This window comes from Tabrizicola sp. TH137, assembly GCF_002855575.1.
Taxonomy (GTDB): domain Bacteria; phylum Pseudomonadota; class Alphaproteobacteria; order Rhodobacterales; family Rhodobacteraceae; genus Paragemmobacter.
Window position 1 is genome coordinate 211129 of the sequence record NZ_PKRQ01000001.1, and the last position, 17878, is coordinate 229006.

Annotated in this window: 23 protein-coding genes; 13 read left to right on the top strand and 10 right to left on the bottom strand. The window is 66.6% G+C overall.

What is annotated here, in order from left to right:
• Positions 1-504 carry a YbjN domain-containing protein gene (locus tag C0V75_RS01055; RefSeq protein ID WP_101919045.1) on the bottom strand — a complete coding sequence of 168 codons (504 nt, stop codon included), beginning with the start codon at positions 502-504 and terminating at the stop codon, positions 1-3.
• Between the two features lie 344 nt (positions 505-848).
• Positions 849-1130, bottom strand: a complete 282-nt coding sequence (locus tag C0V75_RS01060) for an accessory factor UbiK family protein (protein ID WP_101919046.1) — start codon at positions 1128-1130, stop codon at positions 849-851.
• 195 nt (positions 1131-1325) lie between these two features.
• Here C0V75_RS01060 and lgt point away from each other — a divergent pair, with 195 nt between their 5' ends.
• The 4 genes from lgt to C0V75_RS22895 all read left to right on the top strand — a co-directional run bounded on the left by lgt (position 1326) and on the right by C0V75_RS22895 (position 4441).
• A complete protein-coding gene (gene lgt / locus C0V75_RS01065) occupies positions 1326-2204 on the top strand; it encodes a prolipoprotein diacylglyceryl transferase (RefSeq protein ID WP_101919047.1) in 879 nt (292 codons plus the stop codon).
• Entirely contained in the window at positions 2201-3265 is a 1065-nt protein-coding gene (locus tag C0V75_RS01070; RefSeq protein ID WP_101919048.1) for a class I SAM-dependent methyltransferase, read from the top strand. The genes lgt and C0V75_RS01070 overlap by 4 nt, the downstream gene beginning before the upstream one ends.
• 2 nt (positions 3266-3267) lie before the next feature.
• Complete coding sequence (gene pgeF / locus C0V75_RS01075) at positions 3268-4017, top strand: peptidoglycan editing factor PgeF (RefSeq protein WP_101919049.1); 750 nt, start codon at positions 3268-3270, stop codon at positions 4015-4017.
• 271 nt (positions 4018-4288) lie between these two features.
• The gene (locus tag C0V75_RS22895; protein WP_158241755.1) at positions 4289-4441 is read left to right on the top strand and encodes a hypothetical protein; all 153 of its coding nucleotides are present in this window, start codon (positions 4289-4291) and stop codon (positions 4439-4441) included.
• A gap of 67 nt (positions 4442-4508) precedes the next feature.
• Here C0V75_RS22895 and C0V75_RS01080 read toward each other — a convergent pair whose 3' ends face one another.
• On the bottom strand, positions 4509-5009 hold the full coding sequence (locus C0V75_RS01080) for an Lrp/AsnC family transcriptional regulator (protein ID WP_101919050.1): 501 nt from the start codon (positions 5007-5009) through the stop codon (positions 4509-4511).
• A 225-nt stretch (positions 5010-5234) separates the two neighbouring features.
• On the opposite strand from C0V75_RS01080, the gene trxB reads away from it, so the two are divergent.
• The 3 genes from trxB (at position 5235) to C0V75_RS01095 (ending at position 8716) form a co-directional block, all read left to right on the top strand.
• Positions 5235-6173, top strand: a complete 939-nt coding sequence (gene trxB / locus C0V75_RS01085; RefSeq protein WP_101919051.1) for a thioredoxin-disulfide reductase — start codon at positions 5235-5237, stop codon at positions 6171-6173.
• A gap of 286 nt (positions 6174-6459) precedes the next feature.
• On the top strand, positions 6460-8166 hold the full coding sequence (locus tag C0V75_RS01090) for a bifunctional sulfate adenylyltransferase/adenylylsulfate kinase (RefSeq protein ID WP_101919052.1): 1707 nt from the start codon (positions 6460-6462) through the stop codon (positions 8164-8166).
• Positions 8167-8344: 178 nt separating this feature from the next.
• Entirely contained in the window at positions 8345-8716 is a 372-nt protein-coding gene (locus C0V75_RS01095) for a VOC family protein (protein WP_101919053.1), read from the top strand.
• A 57-nt stretch (positions 8717-8773) separates the two neighbouring features.
• Here C0V75_RS01095 and C0V75_RS01100 read toward each other — a convergent pair whose 3' ends face one another.
• Together C0V75_RS01100 and C0V75_RS01105 are read right to left on the bottom strand one after the other, a co-directional pair.
• Positions 8774-9004 carry a DUF1150 family protein gene (locus C0V75_RS01100; RefSeq protein WP_101919054.1) on the bottom strand — a complete coding sequence of 77 codons (231 nt, stop codon included), beginning with the start codon at positions 9002-9004 and terminating at the stop codon, positions 8774-8776.
• A gap of 9 nt (positions 9005-9013) precedes the next feature.
• Positions 9014-9436, bottom strand: coding sequence for an Hsp20 family protein (locus C0V75_RS01105; RefSeq protein ID WP_101919055.1), 423 nt, complete (start codon positions 9434-9436; stop codon positions 9014-9016).
• A gap of 218 nt (positions 9437-9654) precedes the next feature.
• Here C0V75_RS01105 and C0V75_RS01110 point away from each other — a divergent pair, with 218 nt between their 5' ends.
• From C0V75_RS01110 to C0V75_RS01120, 3 genes are all read left to right on the top strand, one after another.
• Positions 9655-9873 carry a YdcH family protein gene (locus C0V75_RS01110; RefSeq protein WP_101919056.1) on the top strand — a complete coding sequence of 73 codons (219 nt, stop codon included), beginning with the start codon at positions 9655-9657 and terminating at the stop codon, positions 9871-9873.
• A gap of 139 nt (positions 9874-10012) precedes the next feature.
• Positions 10013-10498, top strand: a complete 486-nt coding sequence (gene purE, locus C0V75_RS01115) for a 5-(carboxyamino)imidazole ribonucleotide mutase (protein ID WP_101919057.1) — start codon at positions 10013-10015, stop codon at positions 10496-10498.
• Positions 10491-11558: a 5-(carboxyamino)imidazole ribonucleotide synthase gene (locus C0V75_RS01120; RefSeq protein WP_101919058.1), complete on the top strand. Its 1068-nt coding sequence runs from the start codon at positions 10491-10493 to the stop codon at positions 11556-11558. Before purE ends, C0V75_RS01120 begins: the two co-directional genes overlap by 8 nt.
• Before the next feature lie 24 nt (positions 11559-11582).
• Here the strand turns inward: C0V75_RS01120 and C0V75_RS01125 are convergent, their stop codons facing one another.
• Together C0V75_RS01125 and C0V75_RS01130 are read right to left on the bottom strand one after the other, a co-directional pair.
• Positions 11583-11990, bottom strand: a complete 408-nt coding sequence (locus C0V75_RS01125; RefSeq protein ID WP_101919059.1) for a low affinity iron permease family protein — start codon at positions 11988-11990, stop codon at positions 11583-11585.
• The gene (locus C0V75_RS01130) at positions 11987-12706 is read right to left on the bottom strand and encodes an acetyltransferase (RefSeq protein WP_101919060.1); all 720 of its coding nucleotides are present in this window, start codon (positions 12704-12706) and stop codon (positions 11987-11989) included. The genes C0V75_RS01125 and C0V75_RS01130 overlap by 4 nt, the downstream gene beginning before the upstream one ends.
• A 195-nt stretch (positions 12707-12901) precedes the next feature.
• Between C0V75_RS01130 and C0V75_RS01135 the strand changes: the two genes are divergently transcribed.
• From C0V75_RS01135 to C0V75_RS01145, 3 genes are read left to right on the top strand one after another with little or no spacing between them, the layout of a single operon-like run.
• Positions 12902-13354, top strand: a complete 453-nt coding sequence (locus C0V75_RS01135) for an NUDIX domain-containing protein (RefSeq protein WP_101919061.1) — start codon at positions 12902-12904, stop codon at positions 13352-13354.
• Positions 13351-13842: a GreA/GreB family elongation factor gene (locus tag C0V75_RS01140; RefSeq protein ID WP_101919062.1), complete on the top strand. Its 492-nt coding sequence runs from the start codon at positions 13351-13353 to the stop codon at positions 13840-13842. The genes C0V75_RS01135 and C0V75_RS01140 overlap by 4 nt, the downstream gene beginning before the upstream one ends.
• Positions 13839-14315 (top strand): GNAT family N-acetyltransferase, encoded by a 477-nt coding sequence (locus C0V75_RS01145; RefSeq protein ID WP_101919063.1) that lies wholly within the window; start codon positions 13839-13841, stop codon positions 14313-14315. Before C0V75_RS01140 ends, C0V75_RS01145 begins: the two co-directional genes overlap by 4 nt.
• Here the strand turns inward: C0V75_RS01145 and C0V75_RS01150 are convergent.
• The 3 genes from C0V75_RS01150 to groL all read right to left on the bottom strand — a co-directional run bounded on the left by C0V75_RS01150 (position 14287) and on the right by groL (position 17862).
• On the bottom strand, positions 14287-15126 hold the full coding sequence (locus C0V75_RS01150; RefSeq protein WP_101919064.1) for a DMT family transporter: 840 nt from the start codon (positions 15124-15126) through the stop codon (positions 14287-14289). The genes C0V75_RS01145 and C0V75_RS01150 overlap by 29 nt on opposite strands.
• Positions 15123-16028, bottom strand: a complete 906-nt coding sequence (locus tag C0V75_RS01155; RefSeq protein WP_101919065.1) for a DMT family transporter — start codon at positions 16026-16028, stop codon at positions 15123-15125. The genes C0V75_RS01150 and C0V75_RS01155 overlap by 4 nt, the downstream gene beginning before the upstream one ends.
• Positions 16029-16227: 199 nt before the next feature.
• Positions 16228-17862: a chaperonin GroEL gene (gene groL / locus C0V75_RS01160; protein WP_101919066.1), complete on the bottom strand. Its 1635-nt coding sequence runs from the start codon at positions 17860-17862 to the stop codon at positions 16228-16230.
• Positions 17863-17878: the final 16 nt, after the last annotated feature.

Sequence of the window (17878 nt, forward strand, 5' to 3'; positions counted from 1 at the left end):
TTAGGCGCGCCCGTAAGCCTCGGCAATGGCGACCTTCATGGCATCCGCCGGGGTCCGATCCCCCCAGGAGACAAGCTGGAAGGCCGGATAGAACCGCTCCGCCGCCTGCACCGCCGCGCCGATCAGCCGGTCGATCTGATCCGCCGTCGCATATTGCCCGCCCGACAGCAGCAGCCCGTGCCGCCAGACCATCAGCTTCTGTTCCTCCCAGAAGGTGAAGGCCCCGGTCCAGACCAGATCGTTGCAGCGGTTCAGCACATCGAACAGCGCGCCCATCCGGCCCTGCGGGGGTTCCATCTCGAAGGTGCAGATCAGGCGCAGCGTTTCATCCTGCGCCGACCAGGCCAATGTCAGGCTATAGGTCCGCCACTGGCCTTCCACCGCCATGGCGATCTGGTCATCGGTGACGCGGTCGAATTCCCAGTCATGATGCTCGGCCAGGGTTTCCACGATGTCGATCGGATGAAGATCGTCGGTGGTGAGAAAATCTTCCGCAAGCGACATGACCCGGCCTCATGATGATGCCCCTGAAGGGATAGCCCCTACAAGCGGCTGGGCGATTTGCCAAAGACTGCGTTCGCCTGTGCTGCCCTTACTAGATATGGTGAAGCACGAGCGGAAGTGTGTAAAGCGATTTCTGGGCAAATCTTCTGTGGACAAACGATCCACAAAACGGAATCTCCCCCTTGGCCTGCGACGGCGGAAAGTCGGGGTCCGTCACGTCACCGTCCGGTGCTGCGCATGGGGAAAGCCCCGCTCCCCCGCAGGTCGCCCGATCCCGGAACAGCGCCGCAAAGCAAAAGGGCGGCCCGCAGGCCGCCCGCATCCCAGCAAACAAGGCGTAGGCCTCAATCGGCCTTCTTCTTCGCGGCCTTCGGCGCGTCCTCGGCCAGCTTTGCCTCCAGCACGGCCAGCCGTGCCTCCAGCGCCGCGTTCTCTTCGCGGGCCTTCACGGCCATGGCGCGGACGGCGTCGAATTCCTCGCGCGTCACGAAATCGCGGTCGGCCAGCCAGCGGTCCACAAGACCCTTCATCGCCGTCTCGGCCTCGGCCTTGGCGCCCTGCGCCACGCCCATCGCGTTGGTCATCAGCTGCGACATGTCATCAAAGAACTTGGATCGCGTCTGCATCGCGGCACTCCTTTTCCGTTGCCCCTATATGGCCCCGCGCCCGGCAGCGCACAAGCCGCAACCCCTGCTTCATCTTGGCACAAATACTCACCTTGCGCCGCCTGCCGCAGGCGCCGAGGCCCGCGCGACAGGCGCGACGGTTGACTTCCCGCCCCCTTCCCCGGAAAACCACGCCGACCCCCGCAAGGAAGCCGCATGTCCTACATCCCCTTCCCCGACATCTCGCCCGAGATCTTCCGCATCGACCTCGGCGGCTTTTCCTTCGCGCTGCGCTGGTATGCGCTGGCCTATATCGCGGGGCTGGTGGCGGGGTGGAAGATCATCGCGCGGATCGTCTCCACCCCCCGGCTCTGGCCGCAGGGCGCGCCGATGACGCCCGCGCAGGTGGAAAGCCTGCTGACCTGGGTCATCCTCGGCGTCGTCCTGGGCGGGCGGCTGGGCTTCGCGCTGTTCTACCAGCCGGGCTATTACCTTCAGAACCCGGTCCAGATTCTGCGCGTCTGGGAAGGCGGCATGTCCTTCCATGGCGGCTTCCTTGGCGTTGTGGTGGCGGGCATCTGGTTCTGCCGCCGCGAAGGCATCCCGATGCTGTCCCTGGCCGACCTCATGGCCATCGTCGCGCCCATCGGGATCGGGCTGGGCCGCATCGCCAATTTCATCAATGCCGAACTCTGGGGACGCCCGACCACCCTGCCCTGGGGCGTGGCCTTCCCCGGCGAGGCGGCGCAGACCTGCCCCGGCATCACCGGCATCTGCGCGCGCCATCCGTCACAGCTTTACGAGGCAGTGCTGGAAGGGCTGATCCTCTTCCTCGTCCTGCTTTATGTCACCTATCGCAACGGCTGGCTCACCACCCCCGGCCGGATCGCGGGGCTCTTCTTCGCGGGCTATGGCGCGGCGCGCTTCGCGGTGGAATTCGTCCGCCAGCCCGACGCGCAATTCATCACCGAAGGCAATCCGCTGGGCCTTGCGCTGCATATCGGCGGCTGGGGGCTGACCATGGGGCAGATCCTGTCGCTGCCGATGATCGCGGCGGGGCTCTGGTTCATCGCCCGCGCCCGCCGCCACGCATGACGGCGCTGGCCGCCCTGCTGAAAGCGCGGATCGCGGCCAGCGGGCCGATGACGCTGGCCGAATACATGGCCGATTGCCTGCTGCATCCAAGGCACGGCTATTACGCCACGCGCGATCCCTTCGGGCAGGCCGGAGATTTCACCACAGCCCCCGAAATCAGCCAGATGTTCGGCGAACTTGTCGGCCTCTGCCTCGCGCAGGCCTGGCTGGATCAGGGCGCGCCTGCGCCCTTCACGCTGGCCGAGCTTGGCCCCGGCCGTGGCACGCTGATGGCCGATGCCTTGCGGGCCACCCGCGCCGTGCCGGGCTTTCACGCGGCGGCGCGGGTGGTGCTGGTCGAGGCTTCCGCCACCCTGCGGCAGGTGCAGCGCGCGACGCTGAAGGATCATCCCGTCACCTGGGCCGACAGTGCCGAAGCCCTGCCCGACGCCCCCCTCTTCCTGATCGCCAATGAGTTCTTCGATGCCCTGCCCATCCGGCAATTCACAAGGGCGGGTGAGGGTTGGGCCGAAACCGTGGTCGGGCTGGCGGGCGACCGCCTTGCCTTTGGCAAGACCGCTCCCGCCCCCCTCGCCGCCCTGTCGCACCGTCTGGCCGACACGGCCGAGGGCGACGTGGTGGAGCTTTGCCCCGCCGCCCCCCCGACTGCCCAGCAGATCGGCGCGCGGATCGCCGCCCATGGCGGCGCGGCGCTCCTCATCGACTATGGCGACTGGCGGTCGCGCGGCGACACGTTCCAGGCGCTCAAGGATCACCGCTTCACCGATCCGCTGGCCGCCCCCGGCGCGGCGGACCTCACCGCCCATGTGGATTTCGAGGCGCTGGCACAGGCCGCCGCCCCCGCCCGCGCCAGCCGGATGATCGAACAGGGCCTCTGGCTGCGGCGGCTGGGGATCGACGCACGGGCCGAACGGCTGGCGCGCGGGCTGTCGGGTGCGGCATTGCAATCGCACCTCGCCGCGCATCGCCGCTTGACCGAGGCCACCGAAATGGGTTCGCTGTTCAAGGCGCTGGCTTTCTATCCCTCCGCTTTCCCGCCCCCGCCCGGATTTGACGCCTGAGCATGCTTGAGAAGATCACCTCCGACGCCCTGCCCGTGCATCACGGCTTCTTCACCCGCAAAGGTGGGGCGTCTTCAGGCATCTTCGCGGGGCTGAACTGCGGCCCCGGATCATCGGATCAGGCCGAGGTGGTGGCGATCAACCGCGCCCGGGTGGCCGAGGCGATGGGGGTGGGGGCGGATCATCTGATCTCCATCCATCAGGTGCACTCCCCCGATGTCGTCCATGTCACCGCCCCCCTCGCGGACCGCCCCCGCGCCGATGCGATGGTGACGGCCACGCCGGGGATCGCGCTGGGCGTGCTGACCGCCGATTGCCAGCCGGTGCTCTTTGCCGACCCGCAGGCGCGGGTGATCGGCGCGGCCCATGCCGGATGGCGCGGCACCCGCGACGGGGTGCTGGAGGCGACGGTCGAGGCGATGGTCGGCCTTGGCGCGCGGCGCGACCGCATCGCCGCCGTGATCGGCCCGACGATCAGCCAGACCGCCTATGAGGTGGGCCCCGAATTCTTTGAAAACTTCACCGATGACGACCCCGCCAATGCGCGGTTCTTCATCGCGGGACAGGGCGACCGCTATCTCTTTGACCTGCCCGCCTTCGGCCTGTCGCGCCTGCGCGCGGCGGGGGTGGGCCATGCGGAATGGACGCGCCACTGCACCTATCGCGATTCGGAGCGATTCTTCTCCTACCGCCGCACCACCCATGCGGGAGAGGCGGATTACGGGCGCCTGATCTCCACCATCCGGCTGTGATTGCGGCGACATTCCGGCACGGCCCCGCCACGGGATTGTCGCATTTCCCGAAACAATCGCGGGCCATCGTTGCGCTGATGGAAACGCATAAGCAGATTCAATAACTTAGGCGCCAATGGCGCAGATGGCAAAGCCGCCACAATTGCCCGGCCCGGCCCCGATCCCCGCCTGCATTTTCTGCCCGGATGGCCAAAACACTGCCGCAAACCGGGGGCAGATTTCTCTCAACCGGGCAGGATGGCCCATCACGGATCACGGACGGAGAGGGAAGATGAAAAAGGAACGCCGCTGGCTGAAATCGGTGATCGCTGCAAGCCTTGATGCGCAGCCCGCCCTTCCCTGGCAGCGCGGCAGCCGCCGCCGCCCCGAGGCCGTCAAGGCCGCCCCCGCGCCGATGAAGCCGCGCGCCATCGCCGCGCGCTGAACGGCCCCCGACATGCAAGAAAGGCCGGGCGCATTGCCCGGCCTTTGCCATTCCCGCCCCCCGCGCCTCAGGCGCTGCGGGCCAGTCGCGCCTCCAGCACGTCGAAGGGAACCCCCGGCTTATCCTTGGCACAGCGGATGACGAGCGAGGTCTTCACCGTCGCCACATTCTCGGCCTTCAGCAACTCCCCCGTCAGAAAGCTCTGGAAGGAGGAAAGGTCGGGCGCCACGCATTTCAGGATGAAGTCGATCTCGCCGTTCAGCATGTGGCATTCGCGCACGAGCGGCCAGTTGCGGCAGCGCTCCTCGAAGGTGGACAGATCGGCCTCGGCCTGGCTTTGCAGCCGGACCATGGCGAAGACCTGCACCTCGAACCCCAGTTCGCGGGCGTCGATATCGGCGTGATAGCCCTTGATATAGCCCGCCTCTTCCAGCGTCCGCACCCGCCGCAGGCAGGGCGGGGCCGAGATGCCCACCCGCTTGGCCAGTTCCACATTCGTCATCCGTCCATCGGCCTGCAACTCGGCAAGGATGTGACGGTCGATGGGGTCAAGCTTCGATCCGGCCATGGCGCGTGGTTCCCTTGTTCCGGTCTATCAACGCATACCGGATTTGGGCTGTAGATAGGCCCGCACCGCCTGCCGCGCAATATTGTTTCAACCGGACGCAAGAAAAAACCGCCTCCGTTTCAAACAAACGATCAAATATCGCACAAAGCCGCCTTGCATCCCGCGCCCTTCCCCCCGCCGCGCGCTTTGCCTATATCGTGAGGCCAGTTCCGAACGGGGGTAAAGATGGGCGAGACGCGGCATACCAAGGTTCTGATCATCGGCTCCGGTCCGGCGGGCTATACCGCCGCCGTCTATGCCTCGCGCGCGATGCTGGAACCGATCCTCGTGCAGGGTCTGCAACCCGGCGGGCAGCTTACCATCACGACCGAGGTGGAGAACTGGCCCGGTGACACCCATGTTCAGGGCCCCGATCTGATGGTGCGGATGGAGGAGCACGCCCGCGCCATGGGGGCAGAGGTCATCACCGATTACATCACCAGCCTTGACCTGCAAAACCGCCCCTTCACCGCACAGGGCGACAGCGGCACCACCTATACGGCGGATGCCGTGATCCTCGCCACCGGCGCGCAGGCGAAATGGCTGGGTCTGCCCTCGGAAGAGAAGTTCAAGGGCTTTGGCGTCTCCGCCTGCGCGACCTGCGACGGATTCTTCTATCGCGGGAAAGAGGTCGTGGTGATCGGCGGCGGCAATACGGCGGTGGAAGAGGCGCTGTTCCTGACCAACTTCGCCACCAAGGTGACCGTGATCCACCGCCGCGACAGTTTCCGCGCCGAAAAGATCATGCAGGACCGGCTGTTCAAGAACCCCAAGGTTTCGGTCCTGTGGAACCACACGGTGGAAGAGGTGCTGGGCGACGAAACGCCCCTCGGCGTGACCGCCGTGCGCGCCAAGGACGTGAACACCGGCGCGACGGTGGATATCCCCTGCGCGGGCTTCTTCGTGGCGATCGGCCATTCGCCCGCCTCGGAACTGGTGAAGGACCAGTTGGAAATGCACAATGGCGGCTATGTGAAGGTGGAACCGGGATCGACCCGCACCTCAATCCCCGGCGTCTTTGCGGCGGGCGACCTGACCGACCATGTCTATCGCCAGGCCGTCACCAGCGCCGGCATGGGCTGCATGGCGGCGCTCGATGCCGAACGCTGGCTGTCGGGGCACTGACCGCCGGCCCCAAATTTCTTCGAAGAAATTTGCAAAAGTTTTCGAAAACTTTTGTCCCGCCCGCCTGCGGCGTTCGGCGATCCGCAAGGGGCGGAAAACGCCCTCCACGCTCTGGCCCCTGCCCCCGGAACAGCGTTCCGCGGGGCGGCGAAAGCGCGGCATTTCTGCCCTATTCGTTCGCATTAACCCTTGTTTGCTGGAAATCCGTTCGCCAAGGGCGTAAAGCGCGCCCCGACAGGCGGGGTCGTTCCCGCCCAAGAGCACATCACCCAGAGGCCCGTTTCGCATGACGCTCTCCAACACCGCCCCGATCCCCGAACTCTATGTCTCGCCCGAATCCGCCCAGAAGCTGAAGCATGAGGCGGCAGCGCTGCCCTCCTGGGACCTGACGCCGCGTCAGGTCTGCGACCTTGAACTGCTGATGAACGGGGGCTTCCACCCGCTCAAGGGCTTCCAGTCCGAAGAGGATTACAACGGCACGGTCGAAAACATGCGCACCGCCGACGGCACGCTCTGGCCGATCCCGGTGACGCTCGACGTGTCCCAGGCCTTTGCCGACAAGGTGGAACCGGGGCAGGACATCGCGCTGCGCGATCAGGAAGGCGTCATCCTCGCCATCCTGTCGATCACCGACAAATGGACCCCGAACAAGGCGAACGAAGCCGAAAAGGTCTTTGGCGCCGATGACCTTGCCCATCCGGCCGTGAACTACCTGCATAACGTGGCAGGCCCCGTTTACCTCGGCGGCCCCATCACCGGCATCCAGCAGCCGGTGCATTACGATTTCCGCGCCCGCCGCGACACGCCGAACGAGCTGCGCGCCTTCTTCCGCAAGATGGGCTGGCGCCGCATCGTGGCCTTCCAGACCCGCAACCCGCTGCACCGCGCGCATCAGGAACTCACCTTCCGCGCCGCGAAAGAGGCCGAGGCCAATCTCCTGATCCATCCCGTCGTCGGCATGACGAAACCGGGCGATGTGGACCATTTCACCCGCGTCCGCTGCTATGAGGCGGTGCTGGACAAGTATCCGGCCTCGACCACCCATCTCAGCCTCTTGAACCTGGCCATGCGCATGGCCGGCCCGCGCGAGGCGGTCTGGCACGCCATCATCCGCAAGAACCACGGCCTGACCCATTTCATCGTGGGCCGCGACCATGCCGGTCCGGGCAAGAATTCCCAGGGCAAGGATTTCTACGATCCCTATGCTGCGCAGGAACTGGTGGCGCAGCATCAGAAGGAAATCGGCATCGAGATGGTCGATTTCAAACAGATGGTCTTCGTGCAGGAAAAGGCCCAGTATTACCCCGTGGACGAGGTTCCCGAAGGCTCCACCGTGCTGGACATTTCCGGCACCGAACTGCGCCGCCGCCTGCGCGAAGGGCTGGAGATTCCCGACTGGTTCTCCTTCCCCGAGGTGGTGAAGGAGTTGCGCCGCACCTCGCCGCCCCGGTCCAAGCAGGGCTTCACCGTGTTCTTCACCGGCCTTTCGGGTTCGGGCAAGTCCACCATCGCCAATGCGCTGATGGTCAAGCTGATGGAGATGGGCGGGCGTCCCGTGACGCTGCTCGATGGGGATGTGGTCCGCAAACACCTGTCCTCGGAACTGGGGTTCAGCAAGGAACACCGCGACATCAACATCCGCCGCATCGGCTATGTGGCGTCCGAGATCACCAAGAACGGCGGCATCGCCATCTGCGCCCCCATCGCCCCCTACACGGCCACCCGCCGCGCGGTGCGCGAGATGATCGAATCCTTCGGTGCCTTCATCGAAGTGCATGTGGCCACCAGCATCGAGGAATGCGAACGCCGCGACCGCAAGGGGCTCTACAAGCTGGCACGCGAAGGCAAGATCAAGGAATTCACCGGGATCTCCGATCCCTATGAAGCGCCCGAAACGCCGGAACTGCGGGTGGATACCGAAGGGACGGACGTGGATTACTGCGCCCAGCAGGTGATCCTGAAACTGGAAAGCATGGGGCTTATCAAGGCGTAAGGCGGGGAGACCCCCGCCCTACCTTCTGTGATCCCTCAGAAGGCCCCGCGCAAGCCGGGGCCTTTTTCGCAGGGCGGGATCGACCCCGCCGCCTCCCGGCAAAACCATTTGGCCCCTCTGCCCCGACGGCCTTATCCTCTCCCCATCCGGCTCGGCCCAACCTCATGGGGGACCCAGAATGAACCTCGGCGCCTTTTCCATCAGTCTTTCGGTCAAGAACCTCGCCGCCTCGCGCGATTTCTATGCGCGGCTCGGCTTTCATCCCTTTGCCGGGAAGGAAGAGGAGAACTGGCTGATCTTGCGCAACGGCGATCATGTGATCGGCCTGTTCCAGGGCATGTTCGACCGCAACATCCTGACCTTCAATCCCGGCTGGGATCAGGCGGGCGGTGAGACCGATACCTTCACCGATATCCGCGACCTGCAACGCAGCCTGAAGCGCGAAGGTGTCGCGCTGGTGACCGAAGCGGAGGAGGGCGGGTCGGGACCGGCCAGCCTGATGCTGATGGACCCGGACGGCAATCCGATCCTGATCGACCAGCACCGCTAAGACAAAGCGCAGCGGGCCGGCCCGCGCCGTAGGGCGGGGGTCTCCCCGCCCCCCCGGTCAATGCACGTTCACCGGTGCCATGTCGTTCTGCCGCGCCAGGGCGAAGGCCAGCGCGCGGTCGCGCACCAGCGCCAGCCGGTCACCGCCCGCCGCATCATGCAGCGCATAGATCGTCTGCAACCCGCCCGCATGGGCCTGCACCTCGGCGGGCAGATCGGCCACCTTCACGGGCCGCACATAGACGATCCGCGAACCGCCTTCGGGAATTCCTTCATATTTCGTGTCCATGAGACCCTCTCACTTCCGACCGGGACGCGAACTGATGGCAATGGTCTGCACCACCGTCTCGGGCGTGGCCCGTTTCAGGTCGATATGCAGAAGCCCATGCTCCATGCTGGCCCCCGCCACCTCCACCCCGTCGGCCAGCACGAAGCTGCGCTGGAAGGCGCGGCTGGCGATGCCCCGGTGGAGATAGACCCGCTCGCCCGTCTCCTCGGCCTGGCGGCCGCGTACGACAAGCTGGCGGTCCTCCACGGTGATCGCAAGGTCCTCTTCGCGGAACCCGGCCACGGCCAGCGTGATGCGATAGGCGTTTTCGGCCACGGCCTCGATGTTGAAGGGCGGATAGCCTTCCGAGGATTTGGCGGTCCGTTCCACCAGCCGTTCCAGCTGCTCAAAGCCCAGCAGGAAGGGATGGGTGCCAAAGGTCAGTTTCGTCATCGGTCATGTCCTTCACAAGCGACATTCCCGGCGGCCCCGGTCACGGCAACCGCCAGTAGCTGAAATATGGGGCGCGTCCGGCAGGGCTGCAAGTCCCCCCCTTTCGGCAGGTCGATTGCGGATTTCCGCGTTTTTCCGACAGATTCCTTCCCGCAAGGACAGAGAATCACTATATTGGTGAAAGGGAAGAAGAAGCCACTCACGCCAAAGGCAAGGCCATGAACGCGCCCAGCGAAATGAACTTCGAAGACATGCTCCGCGTCCGTCTGGAAGTGCTCAAGCGCGAGCATCGCGATCTGGACGAGGCGATCCATGCGCTCGAAACCGCAGGTCGCCCCGACCAGCTCACCCTGCGCCGGCTCAAGAAGCAGAAGCTCGCGCTGAAGGACCAGATCGTGAAGCTGGAAGACCAGCTCATCCCCGATATCATCGCCTGACCCGTAGGATGGGCAGTCTTGCCCATCCTGCCCGGCGCCGCCCCCGGCGCCCCCAGGGCGAAGCCCCGCTTGCTCCCGCCCCCCAATCCACTATACCCGCCGCATCGGCGCAAAGCGGGCGCATAATCCGGGGGCAGGCATGGCCATCGACGTTGGAATCATCATGGGGTCGCAATCCGACTGGACCACGATGAAGGAGGCGGCCGCCATCCTCGATGACCTTGGCATCACCTACGAGGCAAAGATCGTCTCGGCCCATCGCACGCCCGACAGGCTCTGGACCTATGGGAAAACCGCCACCGAACGCGGGCTGAAGGTCATCATCGCGGGCGCGGGCGGGGCGGCGCATCTGCCCGGCATGATGGCCTCGAAAACCCGCCTTCCGGTGATCGGCGTCCCGGTGCAGACCAAGGCCCTGTCGGGGGTGGACAGCCTTTATTCCATCGTCCAGATGCCCAAGGGCTTTCCTGTCGCCACCATGGCCATCGGCGCGGCCGGGGCGGCGAATGCCGGGCTGATGGCGGCGGGCATTCTCGCGCTTGCCGACCCGGCCCTTGCCGCCCGGTTGCAGGCCTGGCGCGACGCCCTCTCCGCCTCCATCCCCGAGGAGCCTTCGGATGACTGACCCCCTGCCCATGGGCGCGACCATCGGCATCCTGGGCGGCGGGCAGCTTGGCCGGATGCTTTCGGTCGCCGCCTCCCGCCTTGGCTTCCGCACACATATCTTCGAACCCAGCCCGAACCCGCCCGCCGCCCATGTGGCAGACAGGGTGACGACCGCCGCCTATGACGATCTTGCCGCGCTGGCGGCCTTTGCCGCCTCGGTCGATGTCGTCACCTATGAATTCGAGAACATCCCCACCGCCGCGCTGGATGTGCTGGAGGCGACGCATCCCATCCGCCCGGGCCGCCGCGCGCTGGCCGTCAGCCAGGACCGGATCGCCGAGAAGGATTTCCTCACCGGCCTCGGCCTGACCACCGCCCCCTATGCCGCGGTGCAGGACATGGACGATCTCCACCGCGCCATCGCCCGGATCGGCACGCCCGCCATCCTCAAGACCACGCGCCTCGGCTATGACGGCAAGGGTCAGGCGCGGCTGAAGACGGTCGCCGATGCCCCGGCGGCGCTGGCCGCGATGCAGGGCGCGCCCGCCGTCCTTGAAGGCTTCATCGACTTCTCCCACGAGGTCAGCGTCATCGCTGCCCGCGGCGCCGACGGATCGGTCGCCTGCTATGACCCCGGCGAGAATGTCCACAAGGACGGCATCCTTTCGACCACCACCATCCCCGCCCGCCTGTCGCCCGCCCAGCGCACCGATGCGATCCTTCTCGCCGCCCGCATCCTCAACGCGCTCGACTATATCGGCGTCATGGGGGTGGAGCTTTTCGTCACCCCCGCCGGCCTGATCGTGAACGAGATCGCGCCCCGCGTGCACAATTCCGGCCACTGGACGCAGAACGGCTGCGCGGTGGACCAGTTCGAACAGCATATCCGCGCCGTGGCGGGCTGGCCGCTCGGCGATGGTTCGCGCCATTCCGATGTGGTGATGGAAAACCTGATCGGCGACGACATTCTGCGCGTGCCCGCCATCGCGAAGGAACGCAACGCCGCCCTCCATCTCTATGGCAAGGCCGAGGCGCGGCCGGGCCGCAAGATGGGCCATGTGAACCGCATCAAGGGCTGACCGCGCCTGCCGCGAAGGCACGGCTCAGGCCTCGGGCGTATCCGTATCCGCCTCGCCCCGCTCCAGCCGCGCCCGCGCCTCCGAGGCCAGCCGCTCATAGCGGCCACGGAAGGCCTCGATCTGCCGCTCTTCCAGCTCCTCCAGATCCATCAGCGCATTATGCGCCCCCTGCGTCGCCCGGATCAGTTCGTCCAGCTTCAACTGGATCGCCGCCGTGTCGCGGTTCTGGGTGTTCTGGATCAGAAAGACCATGAGGAAGGTCACGATCGTCGTGCCTGTGTTGATCACCAACTGCCAGGTGTCGGAAAAGCCGAAAAGGGGGCCCGTGATGATCCAGGCGGCGATCACGCCCAGCGCGAGCAGAAAGGTCGAGGGTCGCCCCGTCCAGCGCGACACCCGCTTGGAAATGCCGCCATAGACCCCTGCGCTCATGGCCCGCCCAACCTTTCCACCGCCGTCCCATATCCGATATCGGGATCGAACCTGCCGTGACGCAGGAACTCCACCACCTCGGCGATGACCACGGGGTTCATCATCATGAAGGTATGCGTCACCGGCAGGACGATGTGATCCGTCATCCCCGCAAGCCGCGTGCTTTCGACCGATACCTTGCCATCATCCGCCCCCGGAATGACGCTTGAATAGACCGGGTTCAGCGACCGGTCCCCCGCGATCACCCCCAATTCGTAATCCGGCAGGGGCAGCGCCTTCGGCACCGATCCCGCGCCGGTGCCAAGCTCCATCCCCGCCGGGCCGTTCACCCATTCGAAGGCCCCGATATCGCCGAACGCATCCACCAGTTCCGACCCGCCATTGGGCGGGGCCAGCATCACCACCCGCCCCATCACCTCGGGCCGATGCCCCGCCAGCCAGCCGCGCGCAAGGATGCCGCCCATGGAATGGGTCACGAAATGCACCCGCTCCGCCCCGCATTGCGCCACCGCCGCGCCGACGCGGGGAACCAGCTCCTCGATCGGGAATTTCGTCGAAGGGTAACCCTCGTTCACCACATGATAGCCCTGCGCCTCCAGCGCCGCCGCCATCGGAACCAGCGAGGTAGAGGTCCGCGCCAGCCCATGCAGCAGCACCACGCATTCCGCCTGCGCGGGGGCGGCAAGAAGAAACAGGACCAAAGCCAGACGGTTCATCGCCCAACTCTATCGCGCCCGCGGCGAAAGGCCAAATGGCATCACCGCGATCGGGCCACCCTGCGCAGCCTTTTCACCTTGGCCCAAATACTCACTCTTCCGCATGTCACCCGCGCCGCGCCCCGCCGGGAACAGAGCCCCTCACTTTCCCCGTCCCCATTTACAAACCCGCCGCCCGACGCCACGGTGCCACCCATGCCCTATCGTCCGCATCGCATCGCCGCCCGCGCCCTGATCCTGCACGAGGACCGCCTCCTCCTCGTCAATGCCTATCCGTCGGGCAAGTCCGATCTCTGGTGCGCGCCCGGTGGCGGCCTTAACCCCGGCCAGTCGATCCCCGACAACCTCGCCCGCGAGGTGATGGAGGAGACGGGCCTTGCCATCGCCGTCCATGCCCCGGCCATGGTGAACGAATTCCACGATCCGCAGACCGGGTTCCACCAGATCGACCTTTTCTTCCGCGCCTCGATCACGGGCGGCGCCCTCGATCCGCGCTGGAAAGACCCGGAGGGGATCGTCACCGACCGGCATTTCTTCTCGCGTTCCGACCTGACGCTGGGCCGCATCCGGTTCAAACCCGACAGCCTGCCCGCCGCCGCCTGGGGCGATGCGCCGCTCTACGATCCGCTGGAAAGGATCGTGTCATGAGCCGCGCCTTCGTCAAGGAAGGGGACGGATCGCTCGACCCGCTGCCCGATCTGCCGCTTTCGCCCCACCCGAACCATGTCACGCCCGCAGGCCTCGCCGCGCTGCAATCGCGGCTGCGCGACAGGCAAAGCGCCCTGGCCGCGCTGAAGGCCCGCCCCGACCGGCTGGACAAGCTGCCCGAGGCCGCCGCCGAACGCGACATCCGCTATCTGGAGGCGCGGCTGCGCACCGCCATCCTGATCGACCCCGCCACCCTGCCGCTGACCGAGGTCGCCTTCGGCCTGATTGTCACCGTCCTTGATGAGGACGGGACAGAACTCCGTTTCCAGATCACGGGCGAGGATGAGGCCGATGCCGCGCAGGGCCGCATCACGCCGCATTCCCCCCTCGCCCGCGCCCTGATGGGCGCGCGCCCGGGCGATGTGGTCCGTTGGGCCAAACCCTCCGGCCCGCGCGACCTTGAAATCCTCAGGATCGACCGCCCATGATCCGCGCGCTGCAACCGCAGGCCGACCACGCCGCCGTCGCGGATTTTCTGGATGAGGCCGCCGATTACTGGCATCTCGCCGATGGCGCGGCGCCGGGTCCGCAGGCGGCCGCGGACTTCTTCACAGATTGCCCGCCCGGCTGCGACCCCGCCGCCTCGCACCGCCTCGGCCTCTTCCACGAAGGGCGGCTGTCGGGTCTTGCCGAACTCAGCTTCGGCTTTCCCGAACCCGGCGACGCCTATCTCGGCCTGATGATCCTCGCCCCCCGCCTGCGCGGGCAGGGGCTTGGCGCGGGCTTCCTCGCCCATGTCGAAACACTGGCCCGCGCCGCCAATGCGCCCACCCTCTACCTCGGCGTGATCGAGGCCAATCCCCGCGGCCGCGCCTTCTGGGAACGCCACGGTTTCCGCCCCACCGGCATCACCCAGCAGGACGACCGCAACCTCACCCATCGCCTCGCGAAACCGCTCTAGGCCAGCTCGCCCAGGCCACGCCGCCCAGCACCAGCAGCGCCGCCAGCGCGAACCGCCAGCCCACCGACTCGCCGATCAGCACGGCCCCGCCCGCCGCCGCAATCAGCGGCACGGTCAGTTGCGCCACCCCGGCCCGCCCCGCCCCCAGCGCGGGCAGCACCGCATACCACAGCGCATAGCCAAGGCCCGAGGTGACGGCCCCCGACAGCACCGCCAGCATTACGCCCCGCGCCGTGACCGCGCCGAACTCCACCCCCGCGACCAGCGCCACCCCCGCCGCCGGAAACAGGGCCAGCGCGAAATTCCCCGCCGTCGCGGCAAGTGCATCCGTCGCCCCCCGCCCGGCCAGCGAATAGATGCCCCAGCCCAGCCCCGCCGCCGCCATCGCGGCAAACCCGGCCCAGCCCCCGCCCGCAGGCGCCACCAGCACCGCCAGCCCCGCCAGCGCCAGCCCCGCCCCGGCCCAGCGGCGCGCGGGCACCGCCTCGCCCGCCCACAGGGCACCGGCGAACATCGTCACCTGCACCACCCCGAACAGGACCAGCGCCCCGGTCCCCGCATCCAGCTGCCCATAGGCCAGCGAAAAGCCGAACAGATAGACCGCCAGCCCGACCACACCCCCGACCGTCGCCCCGCGCCAGCCCCGCCCGCGCAGGGCCACCAGCGCCAGCAGGACCACAGCCCCCGCCGCCAACCGGATCAGCGCAAACTCCACCGCCCCGATCTCGCCCGCCCCCACCGCCATGCGGTTCAGCACCGAATTGGCCGCGAAGGCCACCATCACCAGCGCCGTCAGCAGGAACAGCCTCATCCCCGCGCCACCGCAGGCGGCGACGAGGTGGCAAAGAGCACGCCGCCCAAGGCGATGGGGAACCCGATCAGGTGGAACGCTTCCAGCCGCTCGCCCAGGAAGACCACGGCCAGCCCCGCCCCGAAAACGGGCATCAGATGCAGGAAGAACACCGACCGCGACGGCCCGATCCGCGCCACTGCCGCGTTGTAGGACAACAGCGCCACCACCGACGCGAAGATGCCGGTGTAAAGCACCGACCCGATCCCCGCCGCCGTCAGAGGCACGGTGAGGCCCCGAGCCACCTCCCACAGATGCAAGGGCAGGATGAACCCCGCCCCCATCACCGCGATGAAGAAGGTCAGCCCCACCGCCGACAGCCCCGCCGGCTTGAATTTCAGCAGCACGGAGTAAAGCCCCCAGACCACCAGCGCCGCCAGAATCCACGCATCCCCCACGTTGAAATGCAGATCCAGCAGCCGCCCGGGATCGCCCCGCGCGATGATGAAGGCCACGCCGCAGAAACTCACCCCGATCCCCACCGCCTGCCGCGCCGTCACCCGTTCGCGCAGCACGACAAAGGCGATGATGACGATGAAGACAGGCATGGTCGCGCTCACCAGCAGCGCATTGATGGCTTCGGTCGAATGCAGGCCGATATAGGTCATCGACTGGAACATCGCCGCCGACAGAAGCGCCATCCCCGCCACCAGCGGCAGATGCGCCCGCACCACCGCCCAATCCGCCCGCAGCCGCGACCAGCCGAACGGCAAAAGGATCACCGCCGCCAGCGCCCAGCGCCAGAAGGTCAGGCCGAAGGGCGGCACATCGGCCCGGATCGCCCGCCCCAGCACCCAGTTCCCCGCCCAGCACAGCGAGGCGGTGGCAGCCAGCGCCGCCGCGATCATGAAGTTCCTGTTCATGCGCGCCAGCCTAACGCCCGAAAGGGAAAGGCAAAACCCCCCTTCATCTTGGCCCAAATACTCAAAAGAACGGCCGGCCCCGCACGCAACGCCGCGGGGCGCAGACCCCCCGTAGGATGGGCCATCCGGCCCATGCCACCCGCAAACGAAAAGGGGCGGCCCTGCGGCCGCCCCTTCCCCATCCGATCCTGTGAAAGGATCAGAAATCCATGCCGCCCGGCATGCCGCCGCCCGCGGGGGCCGAGGCCTTGTCGGCCGGCTTGTCCGCGATCATCGCTTCCGTGGTGATCAGCAGCGAGGCGACCGACGCCGCATCTTCCAGGGCGGTGCGGGTCACCTTGGCCGGGTCGATCACGCCGAACTTGAACATGTCGCCATATTCTTCGGTCTGCGCGTTGAAGCCGAAGGTCACGTCGTTGCTTTCGCGGATCTTGCCCGCGACAACGGCCCCGTCCACGCCCGCGTTTTCCGCGATCTGGCGCAGCGGCGCTTCCAGCGCGCGCTTCACGATGGCGATCCCGGCATCCTGGTCGCTGTTCGCGCCCTTCAGGCCGTTCAGCACCTTGCCCGCCTGCACCAGCGCCACGCCGCCGCCGACGATCACGCCTTCCTGCACCGCGGCACGGGTCGCGTTCAGCGCGTCATCGACGCGGTCCTTGCGCTCTTTCACTTCGACTTCGGTCATGCCGCCGACGCGGATCACCGCAACGCCGCCCGCCAGTTTCGCCACACGCTCTTGCAGCTTCTCGCGGTCGTAATCCGAGGTGGTTTCCTCGATCTGGTTGCGGATCTGGCCGACGCGGGCTTCGATCTCTTTCTTGTCGCCAGCACCATCGACGATCGTGGTGTTGTCCTTGTTGATCGAGATCTTCTTGGCGCGGCCCAGCATGTCGATCGTGACCGACTCGAGCTTCATGCCCAGATCGTCCGAGATGACCTGACCGCCGGTCAGGATCGCGATGTCCTGGAGCATCGCCTTGCGACGGTCACCGAAGCCCGGCGCCTTGACGGCGGCGATCTTCAGGCCACCGCGCAGCTTGTTGACCACGAGGGTCGCCAGCGCTTCGCCTTCCACGTCTTCCGCGATGATCAGCAGCGGGCGCTGCGACTGGATCACGGCTTCCAGCAGCGGGACCATCGGCTGAAGCGAGGACAGCTTCTTTTCGTGCAGCAGGATGAAGGCGTCTTCCAGTTCCGCGATCATCTTGTCGGCATTGGTCACGAAATAGGGCGACAGGTAGCCGCGGTCGAACTGCATGCCTTCGACGACTTCGACTTCCGTCTCCATCCCCTTGTTCTCTTCGACGGTGATCACACCCTCGTTGCCGACCTTCTGCATCGCATCGGCGATGAAACGGCCGATCTGGGCCTCGCCATTGGCCGAGATGGTGCCGACCTGCGCCACTTCGTCCGAGTCCTTCACCGGGCGCGAGGCGGCCTTGATGGCCTCCACGACCTTCGAGGTCGCCATGTCGATGCCGCGCTTCAGGTCCATCGGGTTCATGCCGGCGGCAACCGCCTTCATGCCTTCCTTGACGATGGCCTGGGCCAGAACAGTGGCGGTTGTGGTGCCGTCGCCGGCCTCGTCATTGGTGCGGGAAGCGACTTCCTTCACCATCTGCGCGCCCATGTTCTCGAACTTGTCGGAGAGTTCGATCTCCTTGGCGACGGAAACGCCGTCCTTGGTGATGCGGGGCGAGCCAAAGCTCTTTTCGATCACCACATTGCGGCCTTTCGGGCCGAGCGTCACCTTGACGGCGTCCGCGAGGATGTTGACGCCGCGCAGCATGCGGTCGCGGGCATCGGTATCAAAACGTACGTCCTTGGCACCCATGGTGCTTACTCCTCTG

Bases quoted from the DNA above. Each gene is read 5' to 3' on its own strand.
- C0V75_RS01055 (WP_101919045.1), bottom strand. From the start codon at position 504: ATGTCGCTTGCGGAAGATTTTCTCACCACCGACGATCTTCATCCGATC.
- C0V75_RS01060 (WP_101919046.1), bottom strand. From the start codon at position 1,130: ATGCAGACGCGATCCAAGTTCTTTGATGACATGTCGCAGCTGATGACC.
- lgt (WP_101919047.1), top strand. From the start codon at position 1,326: ATGTCCTACATCCCCTTCCCCGACATCTCGCCCGAGATCTTCCGCATC.
- C0V75_RS01070 (WP_101919048.1), top strand. From the start codon at position 2,201: ATGACGGCGCTGGCCGCCCTGCTGAAAGCGCGGATCGCGGCCAGCGGG.
- pgeF (WP_101919049.1), top strand. From the start codon at position 3,268: ATGCTTGAGAAGATCACCTCCGACGCCCTGCCCGTGCATCACGGCTTC.
- C0V75_RS22895 (WP_158241755.1), top strand. From the start codon at position 4,289: ATGAAAAAGGAACGCCGCTGGCTGAAATCGGTGATCGCTGCAAGCCTT.
- C0V75_RS01080 (WP_101919050.1), bottom strand. From the start codon at position 5,009: ATGGCCGGATCGAAGCTTGACCCCATCGACCGTCACATCCTTGCCGAG.
- trxB (WP_101919051.1), top strand. From the start codon at position 5,235: ATGGGCGAGACGCGGCATACCAAGGTTCTGATCATCGGCTCCGGTCCG.
- C0V75_RS01090 (WP_101919052.1), top strand. From the start codon at position 6,460: ATGACGCTCTCCAACACCGCCCCGATCCCCGAACTCTATGTCTCGCCC.
- C0V75_RS01095 (WP_101919053.1), top strand. From the start codon at position 8,345: ATGAACCTCGGCGCCTTTTCCATCAGTCTTTCGGTCAAGAACCTCGCC.
- C0V75_RS01100 (WP_101919054.1), bottom strand. From the start codon at position 9,004: ATGGACACGAAATATGAAGGAATTCCCGAAGGCGGTTCGCGGATCGTC.
- C0V75_RS01105 (WP_101919055.1), bottom strand. From the start codon at position 9,436: ATGACGAAACTGACCTTTGGCACCCATCCCTTCCTGCTGGGCTTTGAG.
- C0V75_RS01110 (WP_101919056.1), top strand. From the start codon at position 9,655: ATGAACGCGCCCAGCGAAATGAACTTCGAAGACATGCTCCGCGTCCGT.
- purE (WP_101919057.1), top strand. From the start codon at position 10,013: ATGGCCATCGACGTTGGAATCATCATGGGGTCGCAATCCGACTGGACC.
- C0V75_RS01120 (WP_101919058.1), top strand. From the start codon at position 10,491: ATGACTGACCCCCTGCCCATGGGCGCGACCATCGGCATCCTGGGCGGC.
- C0V75_RS01125 (WP_101919059.1), bottom strand. From the start codon at position 11,990: ATGAGCGCAGGGGTCTATGGCGGCATTTCCAAGCGGGTGTCGCGCTGG.
- C0V75_RS01130 (WP_101919060.1), bottom strand. From the start codon at position 12,706: ATGAACCGTCTGGCTTTGGTCCTGTTTCTTCTTGCCGCCCCCGCGCAG.
- C0V75_RS01135 (WP_101919061.1), top strand. From the start codon at position 12,902: ATGCCCTATCGTCCGCATCGCATCGCCGCCCGCGCCCTGATCCTGCAC.
- C0V75_RS01140 (WP_101919062.1), top strand. From the start codon at position 13,351: ATGAGCCGCGCCTTCGTCAAGGAAGGGGACGGATCGCTCGACCCGCTG.
- C0V75_RS01145 (WP_101919063.1), top strand. From the start codon at position 13,839: ATGATCCGCGCGCTGCAACCGCAGGCCGACCACGCCGCCGTCGCGGAT.
- C0V75_RS01150 (WP_101919064.1), bottom strand. From the start codon at position 15,126: ATGAGGCTGTTCCTGCTGACGGCGCTGGTGATGGTGGCCTTCGCGGCC.
- C0V75_RS01155 (WP_101919065.1), bottom strand. From the start codon at position 16,028: ATGAACAGGAACTTCATGATCGCGGCGGCGCTGGCTGCCACCGCCTCG.
- groL (WP_101919066.1), bottom strand. From the start codon at position 17,862: ATGGGTGCCAAGGACGTACGTTTTGATACCGATGCCCGCGACCGCATG.